This is a genomic window from Marinimicrobium sp. C2-29 (assembly GCF_038419845.1).
Lineage (GTDB): Bacteria > Pseudomonadota > Gammaproteobacteria > Pseudomonadales > Cellvibrionaceae > Marinimicrobium.
This window is the reverse complement of sequence record NZ_JBCAQT010000004.1, coordinates 123,493-145,786: the sequence shown is the minus strand read 5'-3', so window position 1 is coordinate 145,786 and position 22,294 is coordinate 123,493. Positions and strand designations below refer to the sequence as shown.

Genomic DNA, 22,294 nt, shown 5'->3' with positions numbered 1-22,294 from the left:
AGAGCGACACTGGACGGGACATTAAACGGACACCGCATTATGCAGCTGACATATCCTCCTTTTGAGCAGGCCCAGATATTGGTGGTGGGCGATGTGATGCTCGATCGCTACTGGCACGGGACCACCTCGCGTATCTCGCCCGAGGCGCCGGTTCCGGTGTTCAAAGTGGGCCGCGAAGAGGATCGCCCGGGGGGCGCGGGGAATGTCAGCCTCAATATTGCCGCGCTCGGTGCCGGGGCCTCGCTGGTCTCAGTGGTCGGACGCGACGAAGCCGGCTACCGCCTGCAGAATCGACTGCTGGCCGCCGGTATTCGCGTCGACCTGCAGGAGTCCGACAGCAAGCCCACCATTACCAAACTCCGGGCCATCAGCCGACATCAGCAGCTGCTGAGGATGGATTTTGAAGAGGATTTCGCGCCGGAAGACAGCTCCGAGTTTCTCGCCAAGGCCACCGCCATCATTCCCACGGTCAAAGCCCTGGTCCTGTCGGATTACGCCAAGGGCAGCCTGCACGACTGTCAGGGGCTGATTGCGCTGGCCCGTCGTCACGGCGTCCCGGTGCTGGTGGACCCCAAGGGACGGGATTTCAGCCGCTATCGGGGCGCGGATGTCTTGACCCCCAACCTGACCGAGCTCGAAGGCGTGGTGGGCCCCTGCCGCACCGAGCGGGAGATGGTGGACAAAAGTGCCGTGCTCATGGAGCAGCTGGATCTCAAGGCGATGCTGATCACCCGCGGCGAGCAGGGCATGAGTCTGTTGCGCCCGGGGCAACCGGAACTGCATCTGCCGGCGCGGGCGCGGGAAGTGTTTGATGTCACCGGTGCTGGCGATACGGTAATCGCCACCCTGGCGGCCGCCGTGGCGGCGGGTCAGTCACTGCCCCAGGCCACCGCGCTGGCCAATCTGGCGGCGGGTCTGGTGGTGGGCAAGCTGGGGACGGCTACCATCAGCGGGCCGGAGTTGCGGCGCGCGATTCTGCTGGAGCAGGGCGCCGAGCGGGGCCTGGTGACCGAAGAGCAGTTATTGCTGGCGATTGAAGATGCGCGCCTTCGGGGTGAGCGCCTGGTGTTCACCAACGGCTGTTTCGATATCATCCACGCCGGCCATGTAGGCTACCTCGAGGAGGCGCGGAAACTGGGCGACCGGCTGATTGTGGCGGTCAACAGCGATGCCTCCATCCGCCGCCTGAAAGGCGAAGGCCGACCCATCAATCCGCTGGATCGGCGCATGGCGGTGTTGGCGGGGCTCGAGTCGGTCGATTGGGTGGTGGGGTTTGACGATGACACCCCCGAGCGGCTGTTGCAGGCCCTGAAACCGGATGTGCTGGTCAAAGGCGGCGATTACCGGGACGATCAGGTGGTCGGCTGGGAGATCGTCAAAGCCTACGGCGGCGAAATCCGGACCCTGCGCTTTTTCGACAGCTGCTCCACCACCGGCATCGTCAACAAAATTCGCGGTGGCGAGTGATGGTTTTGACCTATGCCCCGGATAAACCTTGTGTAACAGAGACTTGCCTTCAAATTAGCGTCCGGTCCGATTTCGGGTGGCCTATTCCAAGACACGTGGCAAGTACATCCCTGTAACTCGTCAACACTAGTCCCGCGGTTGACGGTCTTGGAATAGGCCACCCGAAACCGGCCCTCAGTGCCACGCTCGGCTTAGTGACGCGTGCTACAAAGTAAGGAGGGCCGATCTGGGGTAGGTTCTTCCCGGACCGTCACCAACAGGATGTTGGTGGAGAGGCCCCAGGGATGGGTTCACGCCGTGTCCGGGAAGAACCTACCCCTGAGCGGGCCGGGCGTGATGCAACCTCGTCTCCCGAGTGATTTACGACTCTGGCGGGAACTGTGCCAACAGGCGTTCCAGGGCCCGCTGCAATTGATCCTGCCGGCCGAGCTCAAAATCCTTCAGGGGGATGCCCGAGGCGCTGCCGCGCCAGAGTAGCTGCCCGGATTCCGCCTCGGTCAGGTCCACAATGATCACCCCTTCCTGGCGCTGCTGGTCCCCCAGACTTTTGCTGCCGCCAATCCCCACGCTGCCGTGCCGGCCCACCGGCAGGCCGATCGACAGACCCAGCGATTTGCCGCCACCGGTGGCGGCGCGGGTCAGAGCGCTGATATCCACCAGAAAGTCCGGGTCGTCCGGAGCCAGCTGATAACCTTGCGCCGTCAGGGCCTGTTCGGCCGTGCGCTTGAGGCGGGGGGCATCGTAACCGGGGACCTGCGACTGACTGCCGCGCCAATCGTAGCGGGTCCAGTCCCGGTCAAAATCGGTGTCGGGGTTGTAGTCCTGCTCGACCTTGGGGCCGGCACAGGCGGCCAGTAGTGCCAGAGCCAAAATCAGTGCCGGAATACGAAGCGCGTGAATCATAGCTGTCACCTTTTGCGGGTGTTCCGCACCACTTTACATCAGTTTGACCACCTGGGTATCGGGCGCCCGGCTCTTGCCGGCCTCGTGCAGGGCGTCCAGATACTCCTGCCAGTGCGCCTCGTAGTTGACGCAGAGGTCGTGGAGGTAATCCCAAGTATAGATGCCGGAGTCGTGGCCGTCGTCAAAGACGATTTTCAGCGCGTAGTTGCCGGCGGCCTCGATGGTGTCGATGCCGACTTCCTGCTTGCCGTGGGGCAGGGTGCCCTGACCGGCGCCGTGGCCGCGCACCTCCGCGCTGGGCGAGAGCACCCGCAGGTACTCGGCGTCCAGGCGATACGGCTGCCCGGCAAAAACCAGCTCGAGTTGTCGGGACTTTTTGTGCAGCCGGATTTTATCGGGCGTCATCACAGAATATACCGACTCAGGTCCTCGTCTTTGGCCAGCTCGCCCAGGTGTTTCTCCACATAGGCGGCATCCACCTCCACTTTGGTGTGTTGGCTGCCGGCATCGAAGGAAACATCTTCCAGCAGGCGCTCCAGCAGGGTGTGCAGACGGCGGGCCCCGATGTTCTCGGTGCGCTCGTTGACGTCGTAGGCGGTCTCGGCGATCCGGCGGATACCATCGGCGGTGAAGACTACTTCCACGCCCTCGGTCTTGAGCAGGGCGTAGTGCTGTTCGGTCAGCGAAGCGCTGGGCTCGGTCAGGATCCGCTCGAAGTCATCCGGGGTGAGGGCATTAAGCTCCACACGAATGGGAAGGCGGCCCTGCAGCTCCGGAATCAGGTCCGAGGGCTTGCTCAGGTGAAAGGCACCGGAGGAAATGAACAGGATATGATCGGTCTTGATCATGCCGTGCTTGGTGCTCACCGTGCAGCCTTCGATCAATGGCAGCAGGTCGCGCTGCACGCCTTCGCGGGAGACATCGGCGCCGCCGGTGTCGCCCTTTTTGGCCACCTTGTCGATCTCGTCCAGAAAGACAATGCCGTTCTGTTCTACCGACTGGATGGCGTCGGTTTTGATTTCCTCTTCGTTCACCAGGCGCCCGGCTTCTTCGTCCTGCAGCTGCTTGAAGGCCTGCTTGACGGTCATCTTGGCCTTCTTCTTTTTGTCGTTGGACATGGACGAGAACATGTTCTGCAACTGGCTGGTCATGTCCTCCATGCCCGGAGGTGCCATGATCTCCACGCCCATGGGCGCCTTGGAGACTTCGATTTCGATTTCCTTCTCATCCAGCTCGCCCTCGCGCAACTTCTTGCGGAAAATCTGTCGGGTACTGGACTCGGTGGTGTTCTCGGTGTCGCCGCCGCGTGGGGGTGGCAGCAGCACATCCAGAATGCGCTCCTCGGCCGCCTCGGCCGCCCGGTGCTGGACGGTTTTCATCGCCTGCTCGCGATGCATCTTGATGGAGATGTCCACCAGGTCGCGAATGATGGACTCCACATCGCGGCCGACGTAGCCCACTTCGGTGAACTTGGTGGCCTCCACCTTGATGAACGGCGCCTGGGCCAACTTGGCCAGACGGCGGGCGATTTCGGTTTTGCCCACGCCGGTGGGACCGATCATCAGGATGTTCTTGGGGGTAATCTCCGGGCGCAGGGTTTCATCCACCTGCATCCGACGCCAGCGGTTGCGCAGGGCGATGGCCACTGCCCGCTTGGCTTCCAGCTGGCCGATGATGTGTTTGTCCAGCTCGTGGACGATTTCACGCGGGGTCATGTTCGACATAACAGGCTCGTTTTTCCTTCAGCGCACTGAACTCTCAAAAATTCTCAAATAGTCAGTAATCGAGAGTTTCAATGGTCTGTTGATGGTTGGTGTAAATGCAGATGTCGCCGGCAATGGTCAGGCCCTTCTCGACAACCGAACGGGCGTCCAGATCGGTGTTGTCCAGCAGTGCCCGGGAGGCGGACTGGGCAAAGGCGCCGCCGGAGCCGATGGCGATCAGGTCGTCTTCGGGCTGGATCACGTCGCCGTTACCGGTGATGATCAGGGAGGCTTCGGCGTTGGCGACCGCCAGCAGGGCCTCGAGGCGGCGCAGGGAGCGCTCGGTGCGCCAGTCTTTGGCGAGCTCCACGGCGGCCCGGGTCAGCTGGCCGTTGTGTTCTTCGAGTTTGGCTTCAAAGCGTTCAAACAGGGTGAAGGCGTCGGCGGTGCCGCCGGCAAAGCCGGCAATCACCTGGTCTTTGAACAGGCGCCGCACTTTGCGGGCGTTGCCTTTCATGATGGTGTTGCCCAGGGATACCTGTCCGTCGCCGCCAATGGCCACCTGGCCGTTGCGCCGCACGGAGAGAATGGTTGTGCCGCGGTACTGTTCCACAAGCCGTCCTTTGTCTGGTTCGTTGGTTGTAAGGTATGAATACCAGAGGTGGGGGCGCCGCCCGCAATTTCAAGCGGTGTTTGGTCTGTATGGCAAGGGAAGTTTCAGCGACCTACTTAGGGCATACCCGAACGAGGGCTACTCTTTCTTCCGTTTGAGCACCAGGGCATTGTACTGGTTGGATACGAGGGTTGAACGGGCGCTGGCAAGGCGGGATTGATTACTGAATGGACCGACGAGGACCCGGTGCCAGACCTCGTCATTGCGCAGGGTGACTTTCTCGGTATAGGCATCCAGGTTTAGCAACAACAGCTGAGCGCGCAGGCTGTCGGCCTCCTGTGAGCGGCGGAAGGAGCCCACCTGGAGAATGAACTCATCCGGCGAGCTCTCCTGCGCCTGCTGGTCGCGATCAGGGCCGCTGCTTCCGCTGGATTCGGTGGCTGGGACAATCACTTCGCTCTCGCGCAATAGCTTGTAAAAATCAAAGCGCGGCTTGGGGATGGCCTCTTCTTCCGGTTTGGGCTCGGCCTTTACCTGCGGTTGGCTCTGCTCTCCGGGTTGGTCAGGCAACTCGACGTCCGACAGGCTTACCAGAAACACGATAAACCCGCCCAGTACCAACCCGGTAAACAGCCACACCCAGCCCGGCACCTGGCTCTTGGGGCGATTGCGGCGGGCCTGGGGGCGGCTTTTTTTGGCGAAGTCTCGGGTCATGGCGGCCAGTCAAAAGGCGAAAAAGGGTCGGGGTTTACAGGCGGGCAATTGTACTCATGACGGGCTGGCTCCGCCAGTTACAATATGGGTGGCGCAGCCCACTAGCTCATATCCTGCGGATCCACATCAATCGACCAGCGGGTGCGTTTGGCCAGAGCGTGGTTTTCCAGCTCCGGCGCCAGACGCGCGAGCAGCGCCTGCAAGGGTTTGCGCCCGGCGGCGTTCAGCTGCAATTGATAGCGAAAGCGATCGCCGCGCTTTTCCATCATGGCGGGCAGGGGGCCCAGGTAGCCGAGTTCATGGTTGGCGGGGTGATGTTGCTCGGCCAGGTGGCGCACCTGCTGCAGAAAGGCCACGGCGTTTTCCGGGCGCTTGGATTCGGCGCGCACCAGCGCCAGATGGCGGAAGGGTGGCAGCTGGGTCAGGCGCCGCTCGCTCAGGATCAGCTCGGCGAAGGCGTGGTAACCCCGTTCCATCAGGGTGCGCACCAGGGGGTGGTCGGTATGGTGGCTCTGCAGAATTACCTGGCCGGGCTTGTCGGCGCGCCCGGCCCGGCCGGCGACCTGTAGCAGCAGTTGGCCCATCCGCTCCGGGCCGCGAAAGTCGGTGCTGAACAGTCCGGCGTCGGCATCCAGAATGACCACCAGGGTGACATCGGGAAAGTGGTGGCCCTTGGCCAGCATCTGGGTGCCGACCAGAATGCAGGGTTCGCCGCTGTGCACCTCGGTGAGCAGATCGCGAAAGGCGTGCTTGCGCCGGGTGGAGTCACGATCGACGCGCAGGATACGGGTCTCGGGAAAACGTGAGCGCAGCGCTTCCTCGCTGCGCTCGGTGCCCTGGCCCAGCGGCTGAAGGTGGCTGCTGCGGCAGGAGGGACAGATTTTGGGCACCGCGCGCTGGTGATCGCAGTGGTGGCAGTGCAGGTGGCGCGGCGCCTGGTGCAGCGTCATGCGAGCGTCGCAGTGACCGCATTCGGCCAGCCAGCCGCAGTCGTGACATTCCAGGGTGGGCGCGTAGCCGCGCCGGTTCAGAAACACCAGTACCTGATTGCCGCTGCGCAGTGTCTCACCGATCGCGCTCAGGGTATCCGGCGCCAGCCCTTCCTCCAGCGTCTGCCGGCGAATGTCGTTCAGGTGAATCGTCGGGGCCTGGGCGGCCCCGGCCCGGCGGCTGAGCCGCAGGTACTGGTAGCGGCCGGTGCGGGCGTTGTGCAGGCTTTCCAGTGCCGGTGTGGCGCTGCCCAGAATCAGAGGAATCTTCAGTCGGTTGGCGCGCATGGCCGCCAGGTCCCGGGCCGAATAGCGAAAACCGTCCTGTTGCTTGAACGAGCTGTCGTGCTCCTCATCGACAATGATGATGCCCGGCTGCGCCAGGGGGGTAAAAATGGCCGAGCGGGTGCCGATGATGATGCGCGCCCGACCATCCCGGGCCTGGAGCCAGGCATCCAGGCGCTCGCGATCGTTCATGCCCGAGTGCAGGGCCACCACCGGCTGGGCAAAGCGACTCTGAAAACGCGCCAGAGTCTGGGGGGTCAAACCGATTTCCGGTACCAGCACCAGGGCCTGACGCCCCTGTTCCAGGGTGCGGGCAATGGCCTGCAGATAGATTTCGGTTTTGCCGCTGCCGGTGGCGCCATCGAGCAGACAGGCCTGGAAGCCCTCGGCGGGGATGCGCGCCAGCGCCGCCTGCTGCTCTTCCGACAGGGTCAGCGGCGTCTCCCGAAGGATGGCGGTCGCCGGCGGCGGAGTGAGTGTTTGCTCACGACAGGCCGCCAGCCCCTTGTCTTCCAGGGCTTTCACCTGGCTGCGGGCGATGCCCAGCATGGCAAAATCGGTCCGGTTGAGCTGTCCCCGGCTCTGCAGGGCGGCCAGAAGCTCGGCCTGCCGGGGCGCGCGTTTGAGTGCGCCCTCGGGCAGTCCCTTGCCTTCGGTCGTGAGGTGCCAATAGGGCTCCCCCTGCTCGCGCGCCACCTCGCCCTGGCGCAGAAGTACCGGCAGGGCGGTATGCAGCGCTTCACCCACCGGGCACTGGTAATAATCGGCTGCCCAGAGGCACAAGTTCAGTAACTCGGGCGGCAGCAAGGCGTCCCGATCGAGCACCGTCTCCGCCGCACGCAGCTTATCCAGAGGGAGTGAAGACTCACTTTTCACCCTGAGCAACAGCCCCACCAGCTGTTGCCGCCCGAACGGCACCTGCACCCGCGTCCCCGGCTGCAGGGCATCCGGCGCCAGGCCAGCGGGCGGCAGATAGTCGAACCGCCGCCGAAGGGGCGTGGGCAGTGCGATTTCCAGAATCGTGGGTGCGGACATGACCGGGACAACAGGCTCCTGAAACGGGGTGGACCATGGGTGGTCCCACGCTCTTACAACCGAAGGCGGGCAGAATAACGCATCTGGCCGTGGTTTGCTGGCATCGGTTTTAAGGTAAAAACCGGTCGACTCCGCTTTCAGCCACGGAAACACTTGCGTTGGGCGGGTTTTCTGGTACCATCCCCGACCCTGATTCCAGCCGTTCCCATTAACCGTTGTGCGGTGCTCGGCAAGAGGCCTTCAAGGCATTGACCGGGTGGCGGCACAAAGACGTAAGGCAAGTAACATGAAAGCGAACCTGCACCCCAAGTACGAAGAGGTGACCGCCACCTGCAGTTGCGGTAACACCATCAAGACCCGCTCCACGCTGGGCAAAGATTTCCTGGTCGACGTCTGCTCTGAATGCCACCCCTTCTACACCGGCAAGCAGAAGATCGTTGACACCGGTGGCCGTATCGACCGCTTCAAGAAGCGTTTCGGCAGCCGCATCGCCACCAACAAGTAAGGCTCACGTGGTGATCCTCACGCCGGATGCCACGTCACGCCGAACATCGAAAACGCCGAGGGTGAGAGCCCTCGGCGTTTTTTGTTGCAGCAAGCACTTGGTTAGGCCGCTACGAAGCCCGAAGGCCCGGTTCCGGGGAAGCCTTTCAAGGACCGTGAGCCGCGGGACTAGTGCTCTCGAGTTTACAGGGATGTACTTGCAACGTGTCCTTGAAAGGCTTCCCCGGAATCGGGCCGTTCGTCAAAGCGTGCTCCCCATCCTGCTGATTCCGGCGTTTGCCATATCATGCCCCCTCCCCGAAAGCGCCGAGCGAGAAACCGCCTACCTGCACTCCGTGCACGATGGCGACAGCCTGCGCCTGGCCGATGAGCGGCGCATCCGGCTGGTGGGCATCAACGCCCCCGAGCTGGCCCGGGACGGCGAACCGGCCCAGCCGCTGGCCAAAGCCGCCCGGGACGAACTGCGCGCGCTGATCGAACCCGGCGACAAACTGCAACTGGTCTACGACCGGGAGCGCAAAGACCACTACGGCCGCACCCTGGCCCATGTCTACACCGCCACCGGCATCAGCCTGGAAGCGCAACTGCTGCGCCGAGGGCTGGCCTTCCATATCGCCGTGCCGCCCAACCTGATGCTCGCTGCCTGCCTTTCGGAGCACGAGCGGCAAGCACGGCAGGCCGGCCATGGGCTCTGGAGCCATCCGCAGTGGAAACCCCGCTCCGCCTCCACCCTGAGCACCGATGACACGGGCTTTCAACGGGTGATCGGCACAGTGAAGGATGTAGCCCACAATCGGGACTTATGGCTGGAATTGGACGGCCCCCTGGTATTGCGGGTGTCCGGGGCCGATCTGGATCATTTCGGGCCCCGCCCGGCGGCCGATTGGCTCGGTCGCCGGGTCGAAGTCCGGGGCTGGGTCGTGGACCGCTCGGACTCCGGCGCGGCCAGGCGCGGCTTCAAGCCGCTGTTGATGCCCCTGCGCTCACCCTACGCGATCGAGACCCTGCCCCGTCAGAAAAGCTCTGACTGAGGCGTTCTCGGGGTAAGGTTTTTCGCGCTTAAAACAGCTCTTCCGGCAGGGCGTCATCTTCCCCACCACCATTGGAGTTGGAGCCGCCATTTTCGTAGGGCGGGACGTTCTCCGCGCGGAATATCTCAAAAATGGCATCCGGGTCGCCCGGGCGGGCGCGGCGGCCATTCTCCGGGTTGATCCGCACCGTGACGATGCCGTTGGGCTGCTGTGCCGGCTGCTCCGGCTTGTCGGCCAGGGCCGCGCGCATATAGTCAATCCAGATGGGCAGGGCCGCCGTGCCGCCGTATTCGGCGCGCCCCAGCGGCGAATTCTGGTCAAAGCCCAGCCAGGCCACGGTGACCAGCTGCGGACTGTAACCGGCAAACCAGGCATCCCGGGGGCCGTTGGTGGTACCGGTCTTGCCCGCGATATCCCCGCGCCCGAGCACCCGGGCGCGCCGGCCTGTGCCGCGGGAAATGACGTCCCGCAACATCGAGTCGATGATGAAAGCGGTGCGCTCATCCATGACCCTTGGGGCTAGTGGGAGCGGCTCCAGTACGGGGCCTTCCCCCTCCGCGCTTCCGTTCTCAAGCTCTTCCAATAGTGTGAGCTGTGCGGGTCGTTCCGAATCGAGGCGCGCCTCTTCTTCCGGCTCTGATTCCGGCTCGGTGGCGTAGATATCGGCAATCAGGTTGTCGCCCGGCGCGTTCGGCTCTTCCTCTTCGGGTGCTTTGCAATCGCGGCACACTGTTGCGGGGCGGGCCTGGTGCACGGGAGCGCCTTCATCATCTTCTATCCGGGAGACCAGGTAGGGTTCTACCCGAAAGCCGCCGTTGGCAAAGACGGCGTAGCCGCTGGCCATCTGTACCGGGGTCATGGCATGGCTGCCCAGGGCCAGCGACAGGTTGCGCGGCAGTTCTTCGCGATTGAAGCCGAACTGCTCCAGGGTGTCGATCAGGGCGGGCAGGCCGATGTTGCGCAGCACCCGGATGGACACCAGGTTGCGGGAGCGATACAGGGCCTCACGCAGGCGTGTCGGGCCCAGAAAAGTGCCGCCGTCATTTTCCGGGCGCCAGGCGCCCTCCAATGCTGCATCCTGAATGACCACGGGCGAGTCGTTCACGATGGTGGCCGGCGTGAAGCCATTCTGCAGGGCGGCGGTATAGACGAAGGGCTTGAAGCTCGAACCCGGTTGACGGCTGGCCTGCAGAGCGCGGTTGAAATTGCTCTGGCGGAAGTCAAAGCCACCCACCAGCGAACGCAGGGCGCCATCTTTCGGGTCCATCGCCACCAGGGCGGCCTGGGCCACGGGGATCTGTCGCAGATGCCACTGCTCGTCCATGCGGTAGAGCCGGATCAGATCCCCCACGGCCAGGACGTCGCTGGCGGTTTCCGGAGCCGAGCTGCGGGTGTTCTCACTGAAATAGCGGCGCGCGCTGGACAGTCCCTGCTCCCAGCCCAGCTCGACCTCTTCGCCACTGGCCAGAACAACCTGAACCGACTGCTCTTTCACGGCCGTGACCAGGGCGGGCTCCAATCCACCAAAAACGGGGACGTCGTCCAGCAGTTCGACCCAGCGCTCCAGGCCGTCCTCGGGCGGGCTGCCCAGCTGCTCCTCGGGACCGCGATAGCCATGGCGCCAGTCGTAGGCGACCAGGCCGTCGACCACCGCGCGCTGGGCGACGGCCTGATGGCGGCTGTCGATGGTGGTGTAGACCCGGTAGCCGTCGTTATAAGCCGCATCCGTTCCCAGGCGGTCGACCACCTCCCGGCGCGCCAGCTCGGCTACATAAGGAGCGTAGAGCTCCAGGGTGGCGCCGTGGTAGCGAGCGTTGTCGGGAGTGTTTACCGCCGTCTGGTAGGTCTGTTCATCGATATGTTCAAGTTCGAGCATCCGGCCCAGAATCCAGTTGCGGCGAATCATGGCACGATCGAGATTGGCCAGAGGGTTGTAGGCCGAAGGCGCCTTCAGGACGCCGACAATCATGGCCCACTGGTGCAGTTCCAGCTCATCCAGGTCTTTTCCATAGTAAATCTGGGCGGCGGCCTGGATGCCGTAGGCCCGGTTGCCGAAGTACATTTTGTTGTTGAACAGCTCGAGAATTTCCTGTTTTGTGAGTTCGTTCTCAATCTGAAGAGCCAGCAGTATCTCATTGAATTTGCGCGAAAAGACCTGGTCGCGACTCAGGAAAAAATCCCGTGCCAGCTGCATGGTAAGGGTGCTTCCCCCCGACTGGATCTCACCTGTTTGCAATAATTGTGACGTGGCTCGCAAAAGTCCCCGAATAGATACGCCCGGATGGTCGTAAAATTCAGCATCTTCGGCGGATAATAACGCCTTGATGTACAAGTCCGGGAGTTCATCGAAGCGGAGGGGGGTTCGGCGCTGCTCGCCAAATTCACCAATCAGCTTGCTGTCACTTGAATAAACCCGCAGGGGGGTCTGTAATTGGACTTGTCTGAGGCTCTCCACCGGGGGGAGTTTGGGGCTCAGATAGAGGTATAACCCCCCCAAAACCACCAGGCTGGCGCTGGAACCGGCGATAAACAGCCAGAAAAGAACTCTCAGGTACGACTTTTTAATGGGCATTTTTTCTATGATAATTAATAAGTTAGCGAAATTGGCGGTGTCTGGCGGCATTATACGGGCTTTTTGCCTGTTTACATATGTCCAGTCTTGTTGCAGGCTTAAGTTAAAGTCCTATAACATAAACTTCCTCTAAGTTACGGATATAGATAGAAAAATGGGCATTTTAAGCTTCCTTGAAAAAAGGTCCAAACCGGTCTTGGGGCTGGACATCAGTTCGACCTCCGTCAAGTTGCTGGAGCTGAGTCGGCATGGTGACCGCTTCCGGGTCGAGACCTACGCCGTGCGCCCTCTGCCCCCCGGGTCGGTGGTGGAAAAAAACATCAACGAACCCGAGGCGGTCGCCGAGGTGGTCAGGGCCGTGATCAAGCAGTCCAAGACCAAGCTCAAAAGTGCCGCCGTAGCGGTTGCCGGTTCTGCGGTCATCACCAAAATGATCGATATGCCCTCCGGCCTTAGCGACGATGCGTTGGAGACTCAGATCTCTATAGAGGCCGATCAGTACATTCCGTTCCCTCTGGAAGAAGTTGCCATCGATTTTGAGGTCCAGGGTGAGTCCCCCCGCAATCCCGACCAGGTAGAGGTTCTGCTCGCGGCCTGCCGCCGGGAGAACATTGACCTGCGGGTCAATGTCCTGCAGCTGGCCGATCTCAAAGAGGAGGTGGTGGACGTGGAAGCCTATTCCATGGAGCGGGCGTTCGGCCTGGTTGCCGAGCAGCTTGAGGACCAGGAAGGCCAGGTGGTCGCGGTCATCGATATCGGCGCAACCATGACCACGCTGAGCGTTCTGGTCGATGGCAAGACGGTTTATACCCGCGAGCAGTTGTTCGGGGGCAAACAGCTGACTGAGGAAATCCAGCGCCGCTACGGTCTGTCGATGGAAGAGGCCGGTCTGGCCAAAAAGCAGGGCGGCCTGCCCGATGATTATGAATCCGAAGTGCTCGGGCCGTTCAAGGAGGCCGTGGTCCAGCAGGTGACCCGCTCGCTGCAGTTTTTCTTTTCGGCCAGTCAGTACAACGATGTGGACTATATCGTGCTGGCCGGGGGAGTCGCCTCCATGGAGAGCCTGGTCGGGCTGATCGAAGAGAAGCTGGGCACTCAGACCCTGGTGGCCAACCCGTTCGCCAACATGTCCGTGTCTTCAAAGGTCAATGCGGTGGCGCTGGCCAATGATGCGCCCTCGATGATGATTGCGGCCGGGCTGGCTCTGAGGAGTTTTGACTGATGGCGAAGATCAACTTATTACCCTGGCGGGAAGCCTACCGGCAGGAAAAGAAAAAAGAATTTTTCGTGATTCTGGCGGGCGTCGTGGTCCTCTCGGGGTTTCTCGCCTTCCTCTGGGTATCCAATGTGCAGTCCGCCATTACCGAGCAGAATGCGCGCAACCGGTTGCTCAATTCCGAAATTTCCGCCCTGGAAAAGCAGGTATCGGAAATTGAACAGCTGAAGCAGAGGCGCGAAGAGCTGCTGGCGCGCATGCGCGTGATTCAGGATCTGGAAGGCACCCGCCCGGTGATTGTCCGCTACTTCGATGATATGGTGCGCGCCATCCCCGACGGCGTCTATCTCAATCTGATGCAGCGCGAAGGCGAAAGCATCCGTCTGGAGGGTATTGCCGAATCCAACAACCGTGTGTCCAGCTTCATGCGCAACCTGGATGAGTCGGACTGGTTTGCCGCTCCGAACCTGAAGTCGGTGATTGCGGCTCCCGAGCAGGGAGAGCAGGCCAACTCCTTCATTATGACGGTGCGTACCTCGGCGCCGGCAGACGAAACCGACGATGACGAGGGAGAGGACTGATCATGGCGCTTTCCGATACGCTTGAGCAGCTGAAAGATTTCGATGTCAACGATATTGATATCGATCGCATTGGGGTCTGGCCTCTTCCCGGCCGAATTTTTGTCTGTGTGCTGGTGGTGGTGCTCGTTTTTGCCGGCACCTATTATTTGAAGATCAAAGAGCTGAACCTGCAGCACGAACGGGCCGTCGCCGAGGAATCCAGTCTGCGCACGACCTTTGAGCAGAAAAGCTTTCAGGCGGCCAACCTTGAGCAGTACCGTGAACAGATGAAGGAAATGGAGCAATCGTTTGGCGCTCTGCTATCGCGGCTGCCGAGCGACACTGAAGTGCCGGGACTGCTGGAAGATATTGACGCCCGTGGTTCCGAGAGTGGCCTGAATATCAACAGCATTCGGCTGGAGGCGGAGCAACAGTCTGAGTATTACGTCGAGCTGCCGATCAGTATTGATGTGGAGGGTGGTTATCACGATATGGGCACGTTCGTCAGCGGTGTCGCCGGGATGCCGCGTATTGTAACGCTGCATGATTTCACCATTGCCCGGAAAGACTCCGGCGGTGAATTGGCGATGCAGATCGAGGCGAAGACCTATCGCTATAAGTCACAGGATGAGTAGTGATGAGCAGAATTATAACGTTTATTAGTTTAGGCTTGGGCCTCGCGCTGTTGAGCGCATGCGGCGGGTCGCCGAAAAATGGCGACCTGCAGGAATATATTCAGGAGACCAAAGACCGGCCCGCCGGACAGGTCGAGCCTCTGCCGGCTTTCCAGCCCTATCGCCCTTTTACCTACAGTGCCATGCAGATGCGCAGCCCGTTTGAGCCGCCCGCACGCGAGGAACAGAGGGAGCGCCAGTTGAGTGGCAAGCAGGTGCAGCCGGATCTGAACCGGGAGAAGGAATATCTCGAAAACTTCAATGTGGCCACGCTGACAATGGTAGGAACGCTGACAAAAGACGGGCAGCTTTGGGCCCTGATCGACGATGGCAGCGGCGGCATCCACTCCGTTACCGAGGGTAACTATATGGGTAAAAATCACGGCAGAATTGTGGAGGCCACACGCACGGAATTGCAACTTCTGGAAATCGTCGCCGATGGCGCCAACGGCTGGGTCGCACGTCCCAGAATTATTGAATTACAAGAAAAGGAATAGGCCGTCATGAGAGCACTGTGCTTATTGGGGTTAACCATGCGAAATATAGCCTTATTATTGGTTTGTCTGACACCCTCGCTGTTGTGGGCCAAATCACTTGAGAATGTTGAGTTTTCCGAGTTGCCGGGAGAGCGCTTCCAGGTCCGGATGACGTTCGACGAGCCGCCGCCGGAGCCCGAGGGTTACACCATCGAGCAGCCGGCCCGTATTGTTCTGGACTTTCCGGATATCGCGAGCGCGCTGGAGCAGCGCCGGTTCCCGCTGGCATTTGAAAACAGCCGCAGTGCGTTGGTTCTCAGCTCGCAGGGGCGTACCCGCCTGATCCTGAACCTGTCCGAATTGACCACTTATAACGCCCGGGTGGAGGGCAATACCTACATTCTCGATGTGGGCGCCGCTCAGGGCGGGTACGTTTCGCAGGCCGCGGCGGCCGAAACCCAGTTGCCGGTCGAATCGTCACAGCGCTCACAGCGCGATGATCGGGGCCCGCAAGTCACCAACATTGATTTTCGCCGCGGTGAGGAAGGCGAAGGCCGTGTGATTATCAACCTGTCGGACGACAACATCAGCGCGGACGTGATGGAGACCGGTGACGGGGTCGACTTGCAGCTCGGTGGTGTGTATTTGCCGGAAGCGCTGCGTCGCCGTCTGGATGTCCTGGATTTCGCCACACCCGTGTCCATGGTCAATGCCCGCCAGGAAGGCGGCGACACCGTGCTCAGTATTGATGCCAGCGGTGAGTACGACTACATGGCGTATCAGGCGGATGATGAGTACGTGATCAGCGTCAAGCCACTGACAGACCAGGAGATTGAGGCTCGCGATCAGGAGTTCAGCTACACCGGGGAGAAGCTTTCCCTGAACTTCCAGGATATCGAAGTGCGCAGTGTGCTGCAGATCATTGCCGACTTCACCGACCTGAATCTGGTGGCCAGTGATACGGTTCAGGGGCGTATCACCCTGCGCCTGGACAATGTGCCCTGGGATCAGGCACTGGACCTGGTACTCAAGACCAAGGGGCTGGACAAGCGTCAGAACGGCAATGTCCTGATGGTCGCTCCCGCTGCCGAAATTGCCGAGCGCGAGCGTCAGGAGCTGGCCTCACGCAAGCAGCTGGAAGAGCTGGCGCCGTTGCGCACCGAGTACATCCGGGTACGCTACGCCAATGCCCGGGAAATGTTCGAGCTGTTCCGCGGTGAACAGGGCGAGGGCCGCAGTGGCGGCTCCGGCGGCCAGGGCGGCAACCGGGCGACCGGCAGTGTCCTGTCCGAACGCGGGGATGCCATTGTCGATGAGCGCACCAACTCGATCATCATCACCGACACCTCCGAACGGATTGCCGCTTTCAAGCGGTTAGTGGAGCAGATCGATATCCCCATCCGCCAGGTCATGATCGAGGCGCGTCTGGTGATTGCCAACACCGACTTCCGTCGTGAAATGGGTGTTCGCTGGGGCGGGGTAGGCTTCAATCGGTCCTCCGACGCCCTGGTGGAAGTCGCCGGTTCCACCGCCGGGCTGGACTCAGATCCGGGCGCACCGGCCGAATGGCTGACCGGTAATGGTTCCCTGGATCTGGATGAGAACATGATGGTGGATCTGGGTGTTGATAACAGCGCCGGCAGTTTTGCCTTCAGCGTGCTGTCCGACAGTGCCTTCATCGATATGGAGTTGTCCGCGCTCGAAAATACTGGGCAGGCGGAGATTGTCTCCCAGCCCAAAATCATTACCGGTGACAAGCAGCGGGCCACCATCGAGTCTGGTACCGAAATTCCCTATCAGGAAGCGTCCGCCAGCGGTGCGACCACCACTGCCTTCAAGGAGGCGGTGTTGAAGCTTGACGTGGTGCCGCAGATCACTCCGGACAACCGCATCATCATGGAGCTGGTCATCAACCAGGACTCGGTCGGTGCCCTGAACCAGTCCTCGGGTATCCCGACCATTGACGTGACCCAGGTACAGACCAAGGTACTGGTTCAGGATGGCCAGACTGTAGTGCTCGGCGGTATTTTTCAAGTGGAGCAGGTCGAGGGCGAAGACAAGGTGCCTTTCCTTGGAGATATTCCGGTGCTCGGACGGCTGTTCAAGCGCGACGTGACCAGTCAGGAAAAACGTGAGTTGCTGGTATTCATTACACCCAAAATCATGGCCGACACCCTGACTGACTGATTCATGCCCAAGCCCAACGTATTCCTGGTCGGCCCCATGGGGGTCGGCAAGTCAACCATCGGCCGCCTCCTGGCGGCCGAGTTGAAACTGCCATTCTTTGACAGCGATCGGGTGATCGAGCAGCGCACCGGCGCCGATATCCCGTGGATTTTTGACGTTGAAGGCGAGGCCGGCTTTCGCGCGCGCGAATCGGCTGTTCTGGCCGAGCTGGCGGAGGAGGACGGGGTCGTGGTCGCCACTGGCGGCGGCATCATTCTGCGTCCCGAAAACGCCGAGGTGATGAAGCGCGCGGGTCGGGTCTGCTACCTCACCGCCTCCCTGGAACAATTGGTGGATCGCACAGCCAAAGACAAGAAGCGACCACTGTTACAGGTGGACAACCCGCGCCAGAAAATCATTGATCTGCTGGCGCAACGCGATCCGCTCTATCGTGCGGCGGCCGATCTGGTGGTGAGTACCGACCGCCGGGGGCCGAGGGCAGTGGCACACGATATCGTTCAGCGTCTGGCGGCCCTCAGCGACTGACGTCGGCCGCACGCCGGTGACAACCGGCTGTGCTAAGATGGAGGCCTGTCTCACAACCAACGTCCTTTTCCGTTATGCAAACATTGAATGTTGATCTCGCTGATCGCAGCTACCCGATTTACATCGGTGAGCAGCTCCTGCAGAGCCACGAGTTGTTGGTCCGCCACTTGCGCAGTCGCCAGGTGTTTGTGGTGACCAACGACACCATCGCTCCGCTCTATCTCCAGCCTCTGATCGAGTTGCTCGACGGGCATCAGGTCGATAGCGTCGTGCTGCCCGACGGTGAAGAATACAAAACACTGGAAACCCTCAACCGGCTCTTCGACGGTCTTCTGGAAGCCCGCCACAATCGCACGACCACCGTGCTCGCCCTCGGTGGTGGAGTGGTGGGCGATATGGCCGGCTTTGGCGCCGCCTGTTATCAGCGCGGGGTGGACTTTATCCAGTTGCCCACCACGCTCCTGGCCATGGTGGATTCCTCGGTGGGCGGCAAGACCGGGGTGAATCACCGCCTGGGCAAAAACATGATCGGGGCCTTTTATCAGCCCCGGGCCGTGATTGCCGACATGTCGACTCTGGAAACCCTGCCGGCGCGAGAACTGTCGGCGGGCCTCGCGGAAGTGATCAAGTATGGTCTGATTGCCGATGAGGAATTTTTCGAATGGCTGGAGTCCAATATCCCGGATCTGCTGGCCAAAGACCCCAAGGCACTGGCGTACGCGGTCAAGCGCTCCTGTGAGAACAAGGCCCGGGTGGTGGCCCAGGATGAGCGCGAGGGCGGGCTGCGCGCGATCCTCAATCTGGGGCACACCTTCGGCCATGCCATCGAAACGGCCCAGGGATATGGAGTCTGGTTACACGGCGAAGCCGTAGCCGCCGGAATGGTCATGGCTGCGGACCTGTCCCATCGCCGGGGCGCGATCAGCGCCGGGGAGTTGGACCGTCTGGTCGCGCTGCTCGAGCGCGCCCATTTGCCGGTCAAGGCGCCGGCCACCATGACACCGGATGATTTCATCCGTCTTATGGGCGTCGATAAAAAAGTGCTGGATGGTCGTCTGCGTCTGGTGCTGCTGGAGAAAATGGGCAAGGCGTTGATCACTGACGATATTGAGCCCGACCTTCTACAGGAAACCTTTGCTGCCTGCAGAGCCGATGAGCGCGACGCGCCGCCCGGCGCCTGAACTCGGGCACCTTAAGAACTACAGTCCCTGATCGCCCCGGGAGGGTCGCTATGCACAGTGTCGATGCTGATAATAATGTAGATGCTGATAGTCCGGATGCGCCGCTGGCAGACTACCGCCAACATTATGGTCTCAGCGGGGACCCCTTTCGGGAGGATCCCGACTTTCCTTTCTTCGGCGGCGGGGGACGCCGGGCCCTGCTCGATCAGCTGCAACATCTGTGTCAGTTCACGGCCAGTCTGCTGGCCGTGCTGGGCAAGCCCGGCACCGGCAAAACCCGGCTGGCAAAAGAGCTGGCCCAAAGCTTCGAGCCCGAGGATGAAATCTGCCTGCTGAAGGCCCGCCCCGGCGCCGGAGCGGACGATATTCTGGGTCAGATGGTGAGCCATTTCGCCCTGCCTCTGGACGAAGATCCCCCTTCCGTGGGACGGCTGCTGGCCGCTCTTCGACACTTTGCCCAAATGGCGGACGAGCAGGATCGTCTCGCGCTGACCATCATTGACGATGCCCACCATCTGGATGAGAAAACTCTCGGTGCCCTGATCAGTCTCCTCCAGGGGCAGGAGGAGAACGGCCGGCGGTTGCACATCGTGTTGTTTGCCGATCTGGAGATGGTCAATCGCCTGGATCAGTTCAATATGCACGATGTGCTGATTCACGATTTTGAATTGATTCCCTTCAGCCTGGATGAGGCCACCGACTACCTCAATTTCCGGATGGAGATGTCGGACTATATGGGGCCCGAAGTCTTCACCGAAGCGCGAGTGGAGCCTTGGTGGCGCCGGGCCGAGGGGCGGCTGGCGCCGCTGCACCAGAGTGCCCGGCAATGGCTGCTGGAATCGGTCTCTCCCGAGCCGGAAAAAAAGCGCGCCCCTCTGCCGGTGGCGCACATTGTCGTGGTCGCCGCGCTGCTGAGTGTGCTGCTGATGGTGTTTGTCTACAGCGGCGATTCCGGGCCGGAACGCGAAGGTGAAGGCGGTGAGGCCGCGACGCGGCTGTCGGAGCGACGTGAAACCCAATCACTGGATATCAGCCGCGCGGCCCAGAACGATGCACAACCGGCGCGCGCCGCCGAGGAGCCCGAGCCCCGGGTCGATATTGAGCCCGAACCTCTGCTGAATGACGCCGCAGACGATTCCGATCCGGAGCCGGAGGCGGAAACCGGGGCGCCCGAACGTCAGGCCCCAGCCGATCCTGATTCGTCCGGGGAGGAGCGAGAGGCTGTTGCCGAGCCCGAGCCCGAGCCCGAGCCCCAGTCCTTGCCCGACGTACCGGAAGATGAGCAGGTCCTGCTCTCCTGGCGCGCCTCGGAGTACACCCTGCAACTACTGGGCGCGGGCTCTGAGGACTCTGTGCGTGACTATATAGACCGTCAACCCAACAGCGGCGATCTGCTCTTCTTTGAGGCCCGCCGTCAGGGCGAGCCCTGGTTCGTGGTGGTCACCGGTCGCTTTGACAGCTCAGAGCAGGCGCGCGCGGCGAGAGCGCAGCTCCCCTCCGCTCAGAGAGACGCGGGGCCCTGGCCCCGCCCGCTGAGTGAAGTTCAGGAAGAAATAGAGACAGTGAGAGGGCTAGGGCGCTGACACACTGATGCCCACGGGCGTCGTGGTGACGTTGCCGCTCGGGCTGGGCGCGGTGATGTTCACGAATATGGCGCCGCTGGCGGGATCTGTGTCGTCCGCGGTCATGAGCACCTGCAGGGTGCGGGGCTCCGGGCTTCCGGCCATTTCTGAGCTGATGTTGGTATCGGCTTCAACATTATTGACAGTGTCGGTGTTGAGCGAGACGGTTGTTCCTGGAGGCATGCCATTGCCGTTGCAGTCGGCCAGCAGCATGGTGACTGTGGCGGTTTCTCCCAGCCCTAACGTGACATTATTCTGCCCCGGTAGGCGGCCGTCGGGCATCAGGTAGGGAGTCTCGCAGCTCATGATCAGCATGATATCGTCGCGGATGGTGACGAATTCTTTGTTGCAGGCCACCTCCTGAGTGCAGAGCACCCCGTTATAGATACCGTCTCCGGGGGCGTAACTGGCGCCATCGCTGTCTTCGTCGTTCGAGAGAGCCACGATTTCTTCATTGCTGTCGTAGGACCCGGTGAAATTTTTGTCCAGGTAGGCGCTGCCAAGATCATCGCAGCCAGCCTCATCGATTTCGGCATAGGGGGTCGGTCTGTTGGGGTCGCACTGGCCGCTGGCGTTGTCAGACACAAAGATATCGCTGTCGTGGTCGTATACGCCGTTGCTGTTGAGGTCGGTGAAAGACTCGTTGCCCAGCGCCGTGGCCAACACTCTGACCCGCCCCGGGCGACAGTTCCCGAACGCACCGTCTCCGCAGATAATCTCCCGGTCGTCGGTGATTTCAAACCCGGCCGAGGGCCTTGGGCGGGGGCTCTGGCCATGCCAAGTGACCGAGCAGGCGCCATTTTCAGTGGTGCAGCTTGAATCGACGGCTCCGCCGCTGGTGGTAAAGTTGACGGCTGTTCCGTCCGGTGCGGGGTTATTGAAGGCATCGGCCAGGCGAATGGTCAGTTCTCTTTCGTCGTCGTAGTTCCAGGAAACCGGGTAGAGGTCGGATGTGGACAGGCTCATACTGTTCTGGTCCGGAATGCCAGTCGAGACGACCAGCCGGCTTGACTGGGTTGAAATGGAACCGGTTTTGGTCTCAGTCGTTGCCGTTACTCTGATGGTGGTAGCCTGTGTTCCAGACTGTACCGTGGTGCTTACCTCACCGCTGGCGTTGCTGGTGCCTGTTGAATTGACCAGTGACAGGCCTCCCACTCCCGAGGGGGTCAGGGCGAAGGTTACCTCCACGTCGCCCATTGGGGCGCCGGCGCTGCCCAATACCTGGAATGTGACTTTGGAGGTTTCCGGGGTGCCCGTTCCCTTCAAACCAATCAACTCGGGATCCGCACCAATAAACGTCAGGGTCTGGATCGTATCGCTCTCAACCTCAAGCGTCGTCCGGGCACTTCCCGCGCTGACTCCCTCGTGGCTGGCACGGGCGGTAACCTGATCGTTACCGGTGCAGCCATTGGCGGTGTAGGTCACTTCCGCGCGGCCATTGTTGGTGCTGACGCTATTGCCATCCGCTTCGATCGCGCCCGAGAGTACGGAGCGCCCGGAGGCAATGCAGTCAGAGTTGAAGCTGACATCGACGGAATCGGTGATCAGCTCGCCACTGCTGTTAACCAGGGTGACACTCAATGTCGTGCTTCCCCCCGGGGAGAGAGTCGCCTCGTTGCCAATACCCACCCCGATTTCGCCGGGAATAAAATTCTCCGCGCTTCCCCTGCCCAGCTGAGCGGGTTCGATATCGGCGTCGCTGCCACCGTTGGTGTTGTCGTCACCTGTGCTGTCGCCAGACTTGATGTTGGCCAGGGTTGAAATGCCGTCATCAACACCGTCATCGTCGTCATCGCTGCCACAGGCAAAGAGTGTCAGGCCGAGCAACAGAACGGCCAGTGATTTCAAGGAGAGCTTCCGGGGGGCTGGTGTCTGCATGGTATCTTCCTGGGTTACCGTTTAGTGATAAGGGGGTGTCATCTATTACCACTTTTAACATTAGTCCACTTTTAGCAGGCTGAAAAAGCACGTTTAGCAATAAGAGGTGCCAGTCATTACTACCATCTACAACGAGAAACGGGGCCGAAGGCCCCGCGC

The 22,294-nt window shown here is 61.3% G+C and carries 19 protein-coding genes; 11 read left to right on the top strand and 8 right to left on the bottom strand.

Features of this window, described 5'->3' with window-relative positions:
- The first annotated feature begins 39 nt into the window (after nucleotides 1-39).
- Nucleotides 40-1,467 carry a bifunctional D-glycero-beta-D-manno-heptose-7-phosphate kinase/D-glycero-beta-D-manno-heptose 1-phosphate adenylyltransferase HldE gene (gene hldE, locus AAE484_RS05525; RefSeq protein WP_341937346.1) on the top strand — a complete coding sequence of 476 codons (1,428 nt, stop codon included), beginning with the start codon at nucleotides 40-42 and terminating at the stop codon, nucleotides 1,465-1,467.
- Between the two features lie 360 nt (nucleotides 1,468-1,827).
- Here the strand turns inward: hldE and AAE484_RS05520 are convergent, their stop codons facing one another.
- From AAE484_RS05520 to AAE484_RS05495, 6 genes are all read right to left on the bottom strand, one after another.
- A complete protein-coding gene (locus AAE484_RS05520) occupies nucleotides 1,828-2,370 on the bottom strand; it encodes a DUF4136 domain-containing protein (RefSeq protein ID WP_341937345.1) in 543 nt (180 codons plus the stop codon).
- A gap of 33 nt (nucleotides 2,371-2,403) precedes the next feature.
- Nucleotides 2,404-2,775 (bottom strand): DUF971 domain-containing protein, encoded by a 372-nt coding sequence (locus AAE484_RS05515; protein WP_341937455.1) that lies wholly within the window; start codon nucleotides 2,773-2,775, stop codon nucleotides 2,404-2,406.
- On the bottom strand, nucleotides 2,775-4,094 hold the full coding sequence (gene hslU / locus AAE484_RS05510) for an ATP-dependent protease ATPase subunit HslU (RefSeq protein ID WP_341937344.1): 1,320 nt from the start codon (nucleotides 4,092-4,094) through the stop codon (nucleotides 2,775-2,777). Before hslU ends, AAE484_RS05515 begins: the two co-directional genes overlap by 1 nt.
- A 52-nt stretch (nucleotides 4,095-4,146) precedes the next feature.
- Nucleotides 4,147-4,686: an ATP-dependent protease subunit HslV gene (gene hslV / locus AAE484_RS05505; RefSeq protein ID WP_341937343.1), complete on the bottom strand. Its 540-nt coding sequence runs from the start codon at nucleotides 4,684-4,686 to the stop codon at nucleotides 4,147-4,149.
- A gap of 138 nt (nucleotides 4,687-4,824) precedes the next feature.
- Nucleotides 4,825-5,400 (bottom strand): SPOR domain-containing protein, encoded by a 576-nt coding sequence (locus AAE484_RS05500; protein WP_341937342.1) that lies wholly within the window; start codon nucleotides 5,398-5,400, stop codon nucleotides 4,825-4,827.
- Between the two features lie 101 nt (nucleotides 5,401-5,501).
- Nucleotides 5,502-7,709 carry a primosomal protein N' gene (locus AAE484_RS05495; protein WP_341937341.1) on the bottom strand — a complete coding sequence of 736 codons (2,208 nt, stop codon included), beginning with the start codon at nucleotides 7,707-7,709 and terminating at the stop codon, nucleotides 5,502-5,504.
- Nucleotides 7,710-7,995: 286 nt separating this feature from the next.
- Here AAE484_RS05495 and rpmE point away from each other — a divergent pair, with 286 nt between their 5' ends.
- Both rpmE and AAE484_RS05485 read left to right on the top strand, forming a co-directional pair.
- The gene (gene rpmE, locus AAE484_RS05490) at nucleotides 7,996-8,214 is read left to right on the top strand and encodes a 50S ribosomal protein L31 (RefSeq protein ID WP_341937340.1); all 219 of its coding nucleotides are present in this window, start codon (nucleotides 7,996-7,998) and stop codon (nucleotides 8,212-8,214) included.
- 190 nt (nucleotides 8,215-8,404) lie between these two features.
- Nucleotides 8,405-9,244, top strand: coding sequence for a thermonuclease family protein (locus AAE484_RS05485; protein WP_341937339.1), 840 nt, complete (start codon nucleotides 8,405-8,407; stop codon nucleotides 9,242-9,244).
- A gap of 28 nt (nucleotides 9,245-9,272) precedes the next feature.
- On the opposite strand, the gene AAE484_RS05480 is transcribed toward AAE484_RS05485, so the two are convergent.
- Nucleotides 9,273-11,816: a penicillin-binding protein 1A gene (locus AAE484_RS05480; protein ID WP_445928831.1), complete on the bottom strand. Its 2,544-nt coding sequence runs from the start codon at nucleotides 11,814-11,816 to the stop codon at nucleotides 9,273-9,275.
- A 154-nt stretch (nucleotides 11,817-11,970) separates the two neighbouring features.
- Between AAE484_RS05480 and AAE484_RS05475 the strand changes: the two genes are divergently transcribed.
- The 8 genes from AAE484_RS05475 to AAE484_RS05440 all read left to right on the top strand — a co-directional run bounded on the left by AAE484_RS05475 (nucleotide 11,971) and on the right by AAE484_RS05440 (nucleotide 20,218).
- Nucleotides 11,971-13,038 (top strand): pilus assembly protein PilM, encoded by a 1,068-nt coding sequence (locus AAE484_RS05475; protein ID WP_341937337.1) that lies wholly within the window; start codon nucleotides 11,971-11,973, stop codon nucleotides 13,036-13,038.
- Nucleotides 13,038-13,613 carry a PilN domain-containing protein gene (locus tag AAE484_RS05470; RefSeq protein ID WP_341937336.1) on the top strand — a complete coding sequence of 192 codons (576 nt, stop codon included), beginning with the start codon at nucleotides 13,038-13,040 and terminating at the stop codon, nucleotides 13,611-13,613. Before AAE484_RS05475 ends, AAE484_RS05470 begins: the two co-directional genes overlap by 1 nt.
- A gap of 2 nt (nucleotides 13,614-13,615) precedes the next feature.
- Nucleotides 13,616-14,227, top strand: a complete 612-nt coding sequence (locus tag AAE484_RS05465; RefSeq protein WP_341937335.1) for a type 4a pilus biogenesis protein PilO — start codon at nucleotides 13,616-13,618, stop codon at nucleotides 14,225-14,227.
- Nucleotides 14,228-14,229: 2 nt separating this feature from the next.
- The gene (locus AAE484_RS05460; RefSeq protein ID WP_341937454.1) at nucleotides 14,230-14,763 is read left to right on the top strand and encodes a pilus assembly protein PilP; all 534 of its coding nucleotides are present in this window, start codon (nucleotides 14,230-14,232) and stop codon (nucleotides 14,761-14,763) included.
- 36 nt (nucleotides 14,764-14,799) lie between these two features.
- Nucleotides 14,800-16,929 (top strand): type IV pilus secretin PilQ family protein, encoded by a 2,130-nt coding sequence (gene pilQ / locus AAE484_RS05455; protein WP_341937334.1) that lies wholly within the window; start codon nucleotides 14,800-14,802, stop codon nucleotides 16,927-16,929.
- A gap of 3 nt (nucleotides 16,930-16,932) precedes the next feature.
- Nucleotides 16,933-17,454, top strand: coding sequence for a shikimate kinase AroK (gene aroK, locus AAE484_RS05450; RefSeq protein ID WP_341937333.1), 522 nt, complete (start codon nucleotides 16,933-16,935; stop codon nucleotides 17,452-17,454).
- Between the two features lie 74 nt (nucleotides 17,455-17,528).
- Complete coding sequence (gene aroB, locus AAE484_RS05445) at nucleotides 17,529-18,635, top strand: 3-dehydroquinate synthase (protein WP_341937332.1); 1,107 nt, start codon at nucleotides 17,529-17,531, stop codon at nucleotides 18,633-18,635.
- A 50-nt stretch (nucleotides 18,636-18,685) separates the two neighbouring features.
- Complete coding sequence (locus AAE484_RS05440) at nucleotides 18,686-20,218, top strand: AAA family ATPase (RefSeq protein WP_341937331.1); 1,533 nt, start codon at nucleotides 18,686-18,688, stop codon at nucleotides 20,216-20,218.
- Here the strand turns inward: AAE484_RS05440 and AAE484_RS05435 are convergent.
- Nucleotides 20,207-22,135 (bottom strand): hypothetical protein, encoded by a 1,929-nt coding sequence (locus tag AAE484_RS05435; protein WP_341937330.1) that lies wholly within the window; start codon nucleotides 22,133-22,135, stop codon nucleotides 20,207-20,209. The genes AAE484_RS05440 and AAE484_RS05435 overlap by 12 nt on opposite strands.
- Nucleotides 22,136-22,294: the final 159 nt, after the last annotated feature.

Bases quoted from the DNA above. Each gene is read 5' to 3' on its own strand.
- hldE (WP_341937346.1), top strand. From the start codon at position 40: ATGCAGCTGACATATCCTCCTTTTGAGCAGGCCCAGATATTGGTGGTG.
- AAE484_RS05520 (WP_341937345.1), bottom strand. From the start codon at position 2,370: ATGATTCACGCGCTTCGTATTCCGGCACTGATTTTGGCTCTGGCACTA.
- AAE484_RS05515 (WP_341937455.1), bottom strand. From the start codon at position 2,775: ATGACGCCCGATAAAATCCGGCTGCACAAAAAGTCCCGACAACTCGAG.
- hslU (WP_341937344.1), bottom strand. From the start codon at position 4,094: ATGTCGAACATGACCCCGCGTGAAATCGTCCACGAGCTGGACAAACAC.
- AAE484_RS05500 (WP_341937342.1), bottom strand. From the start codon at position 5,400: ATGACCCGAGACTTCGCCAAAAAAAGCCGCCCCCAGGCCCGCCGCAAT.
- AAE484_RS05495 (WP_341937341.1), bottom strand. From the start codon at position 7,709: ATGTCCGCACCCACGATTCTGGAAATCGCACTGCCCACGCCCCTTCGG.
- rpmE (WP_341937340.1), top strand. From the start codon at position 7,996: ATGAAAGCGAACCTGCACCCCAAGTACGAAGAGGTGACCGCCACCTGC.
- AAE484_RS05485 (WP_341937339.1), top strand. From the start codon at position 8,405: ATGTACTTGCAACGTGTCCTTGAAAGGCTTCCCCGGAATCGGGCCGTT.
- AAE484_RS05480 (WP_445928831.1), bottom strand. From the start codon at position 11,816: ATGCCCATTAAAAAGTCGTACCTGAGAGTTCTTTTCTGGCTGTTTATC.
- AAE484_RS05475 (WP_341937337.1), top strand. From the start codon at position 11,971: ATGGGCATTTTAAGCTTCCTTGAAAAAAGGTCCAAACCGGTCTTGGGG.
- AAE484_RS05470 (WP_341937336.1), top strand. From the start codon at position 13,038: ATGGCGAAGATCAACTTATTACCCTGGCGGGAAGCCTACCGGCAGGAA.
- AAE484_RS05465 (WP_341937335.1), top strand. From the start codon at position 13,616: ATGGCGCTTTCCGATACGCTTGAGCAGCTGAAAGATTTCGATGTCAAC.
- AAE484_RS05460 (WP_341937454.1), top strand. From the start codon at position 14,230: ATGAGCAGAATTATAACGTTTATTAGTTTAGGCTTGGGCCTCGCGCTG.
- pilQ (WP_341937334.1), top strand. From the start codon at position 14,800: ATGCGAAATATAGCCTTATTATTGGTTTGTCTGACACCCTCGCTGTTG.
- aroK (WP_341937333.1), top strand. From the start codon at position 16,933: ATGCCCAAGCCCAACGTATTCCTGGTCGGCCCCATGGGGGTCGGCAAG.
- aroB (WP_341937332.1), top strand. From the start codon at position 17,529: ATGCAAACATTGAATGTTGATCTCGCTGATCGCAGCTACCCGATTTAC.
- AAE484_RS05440 (WP_341937331.1), top strand. From the start codon at position 18,686: ATGCACAGTGTCGATGCTGATAATAATGTAGATGCTGATAGTCCGGAT.
- AAE484_RS05435 (WP_341937330.1), bottom strand. From the start codon at position 22,135: ATGCAGACACCAGCCCCCCGGAAGCTCTCCTTGAAATCACTGGCCGTT.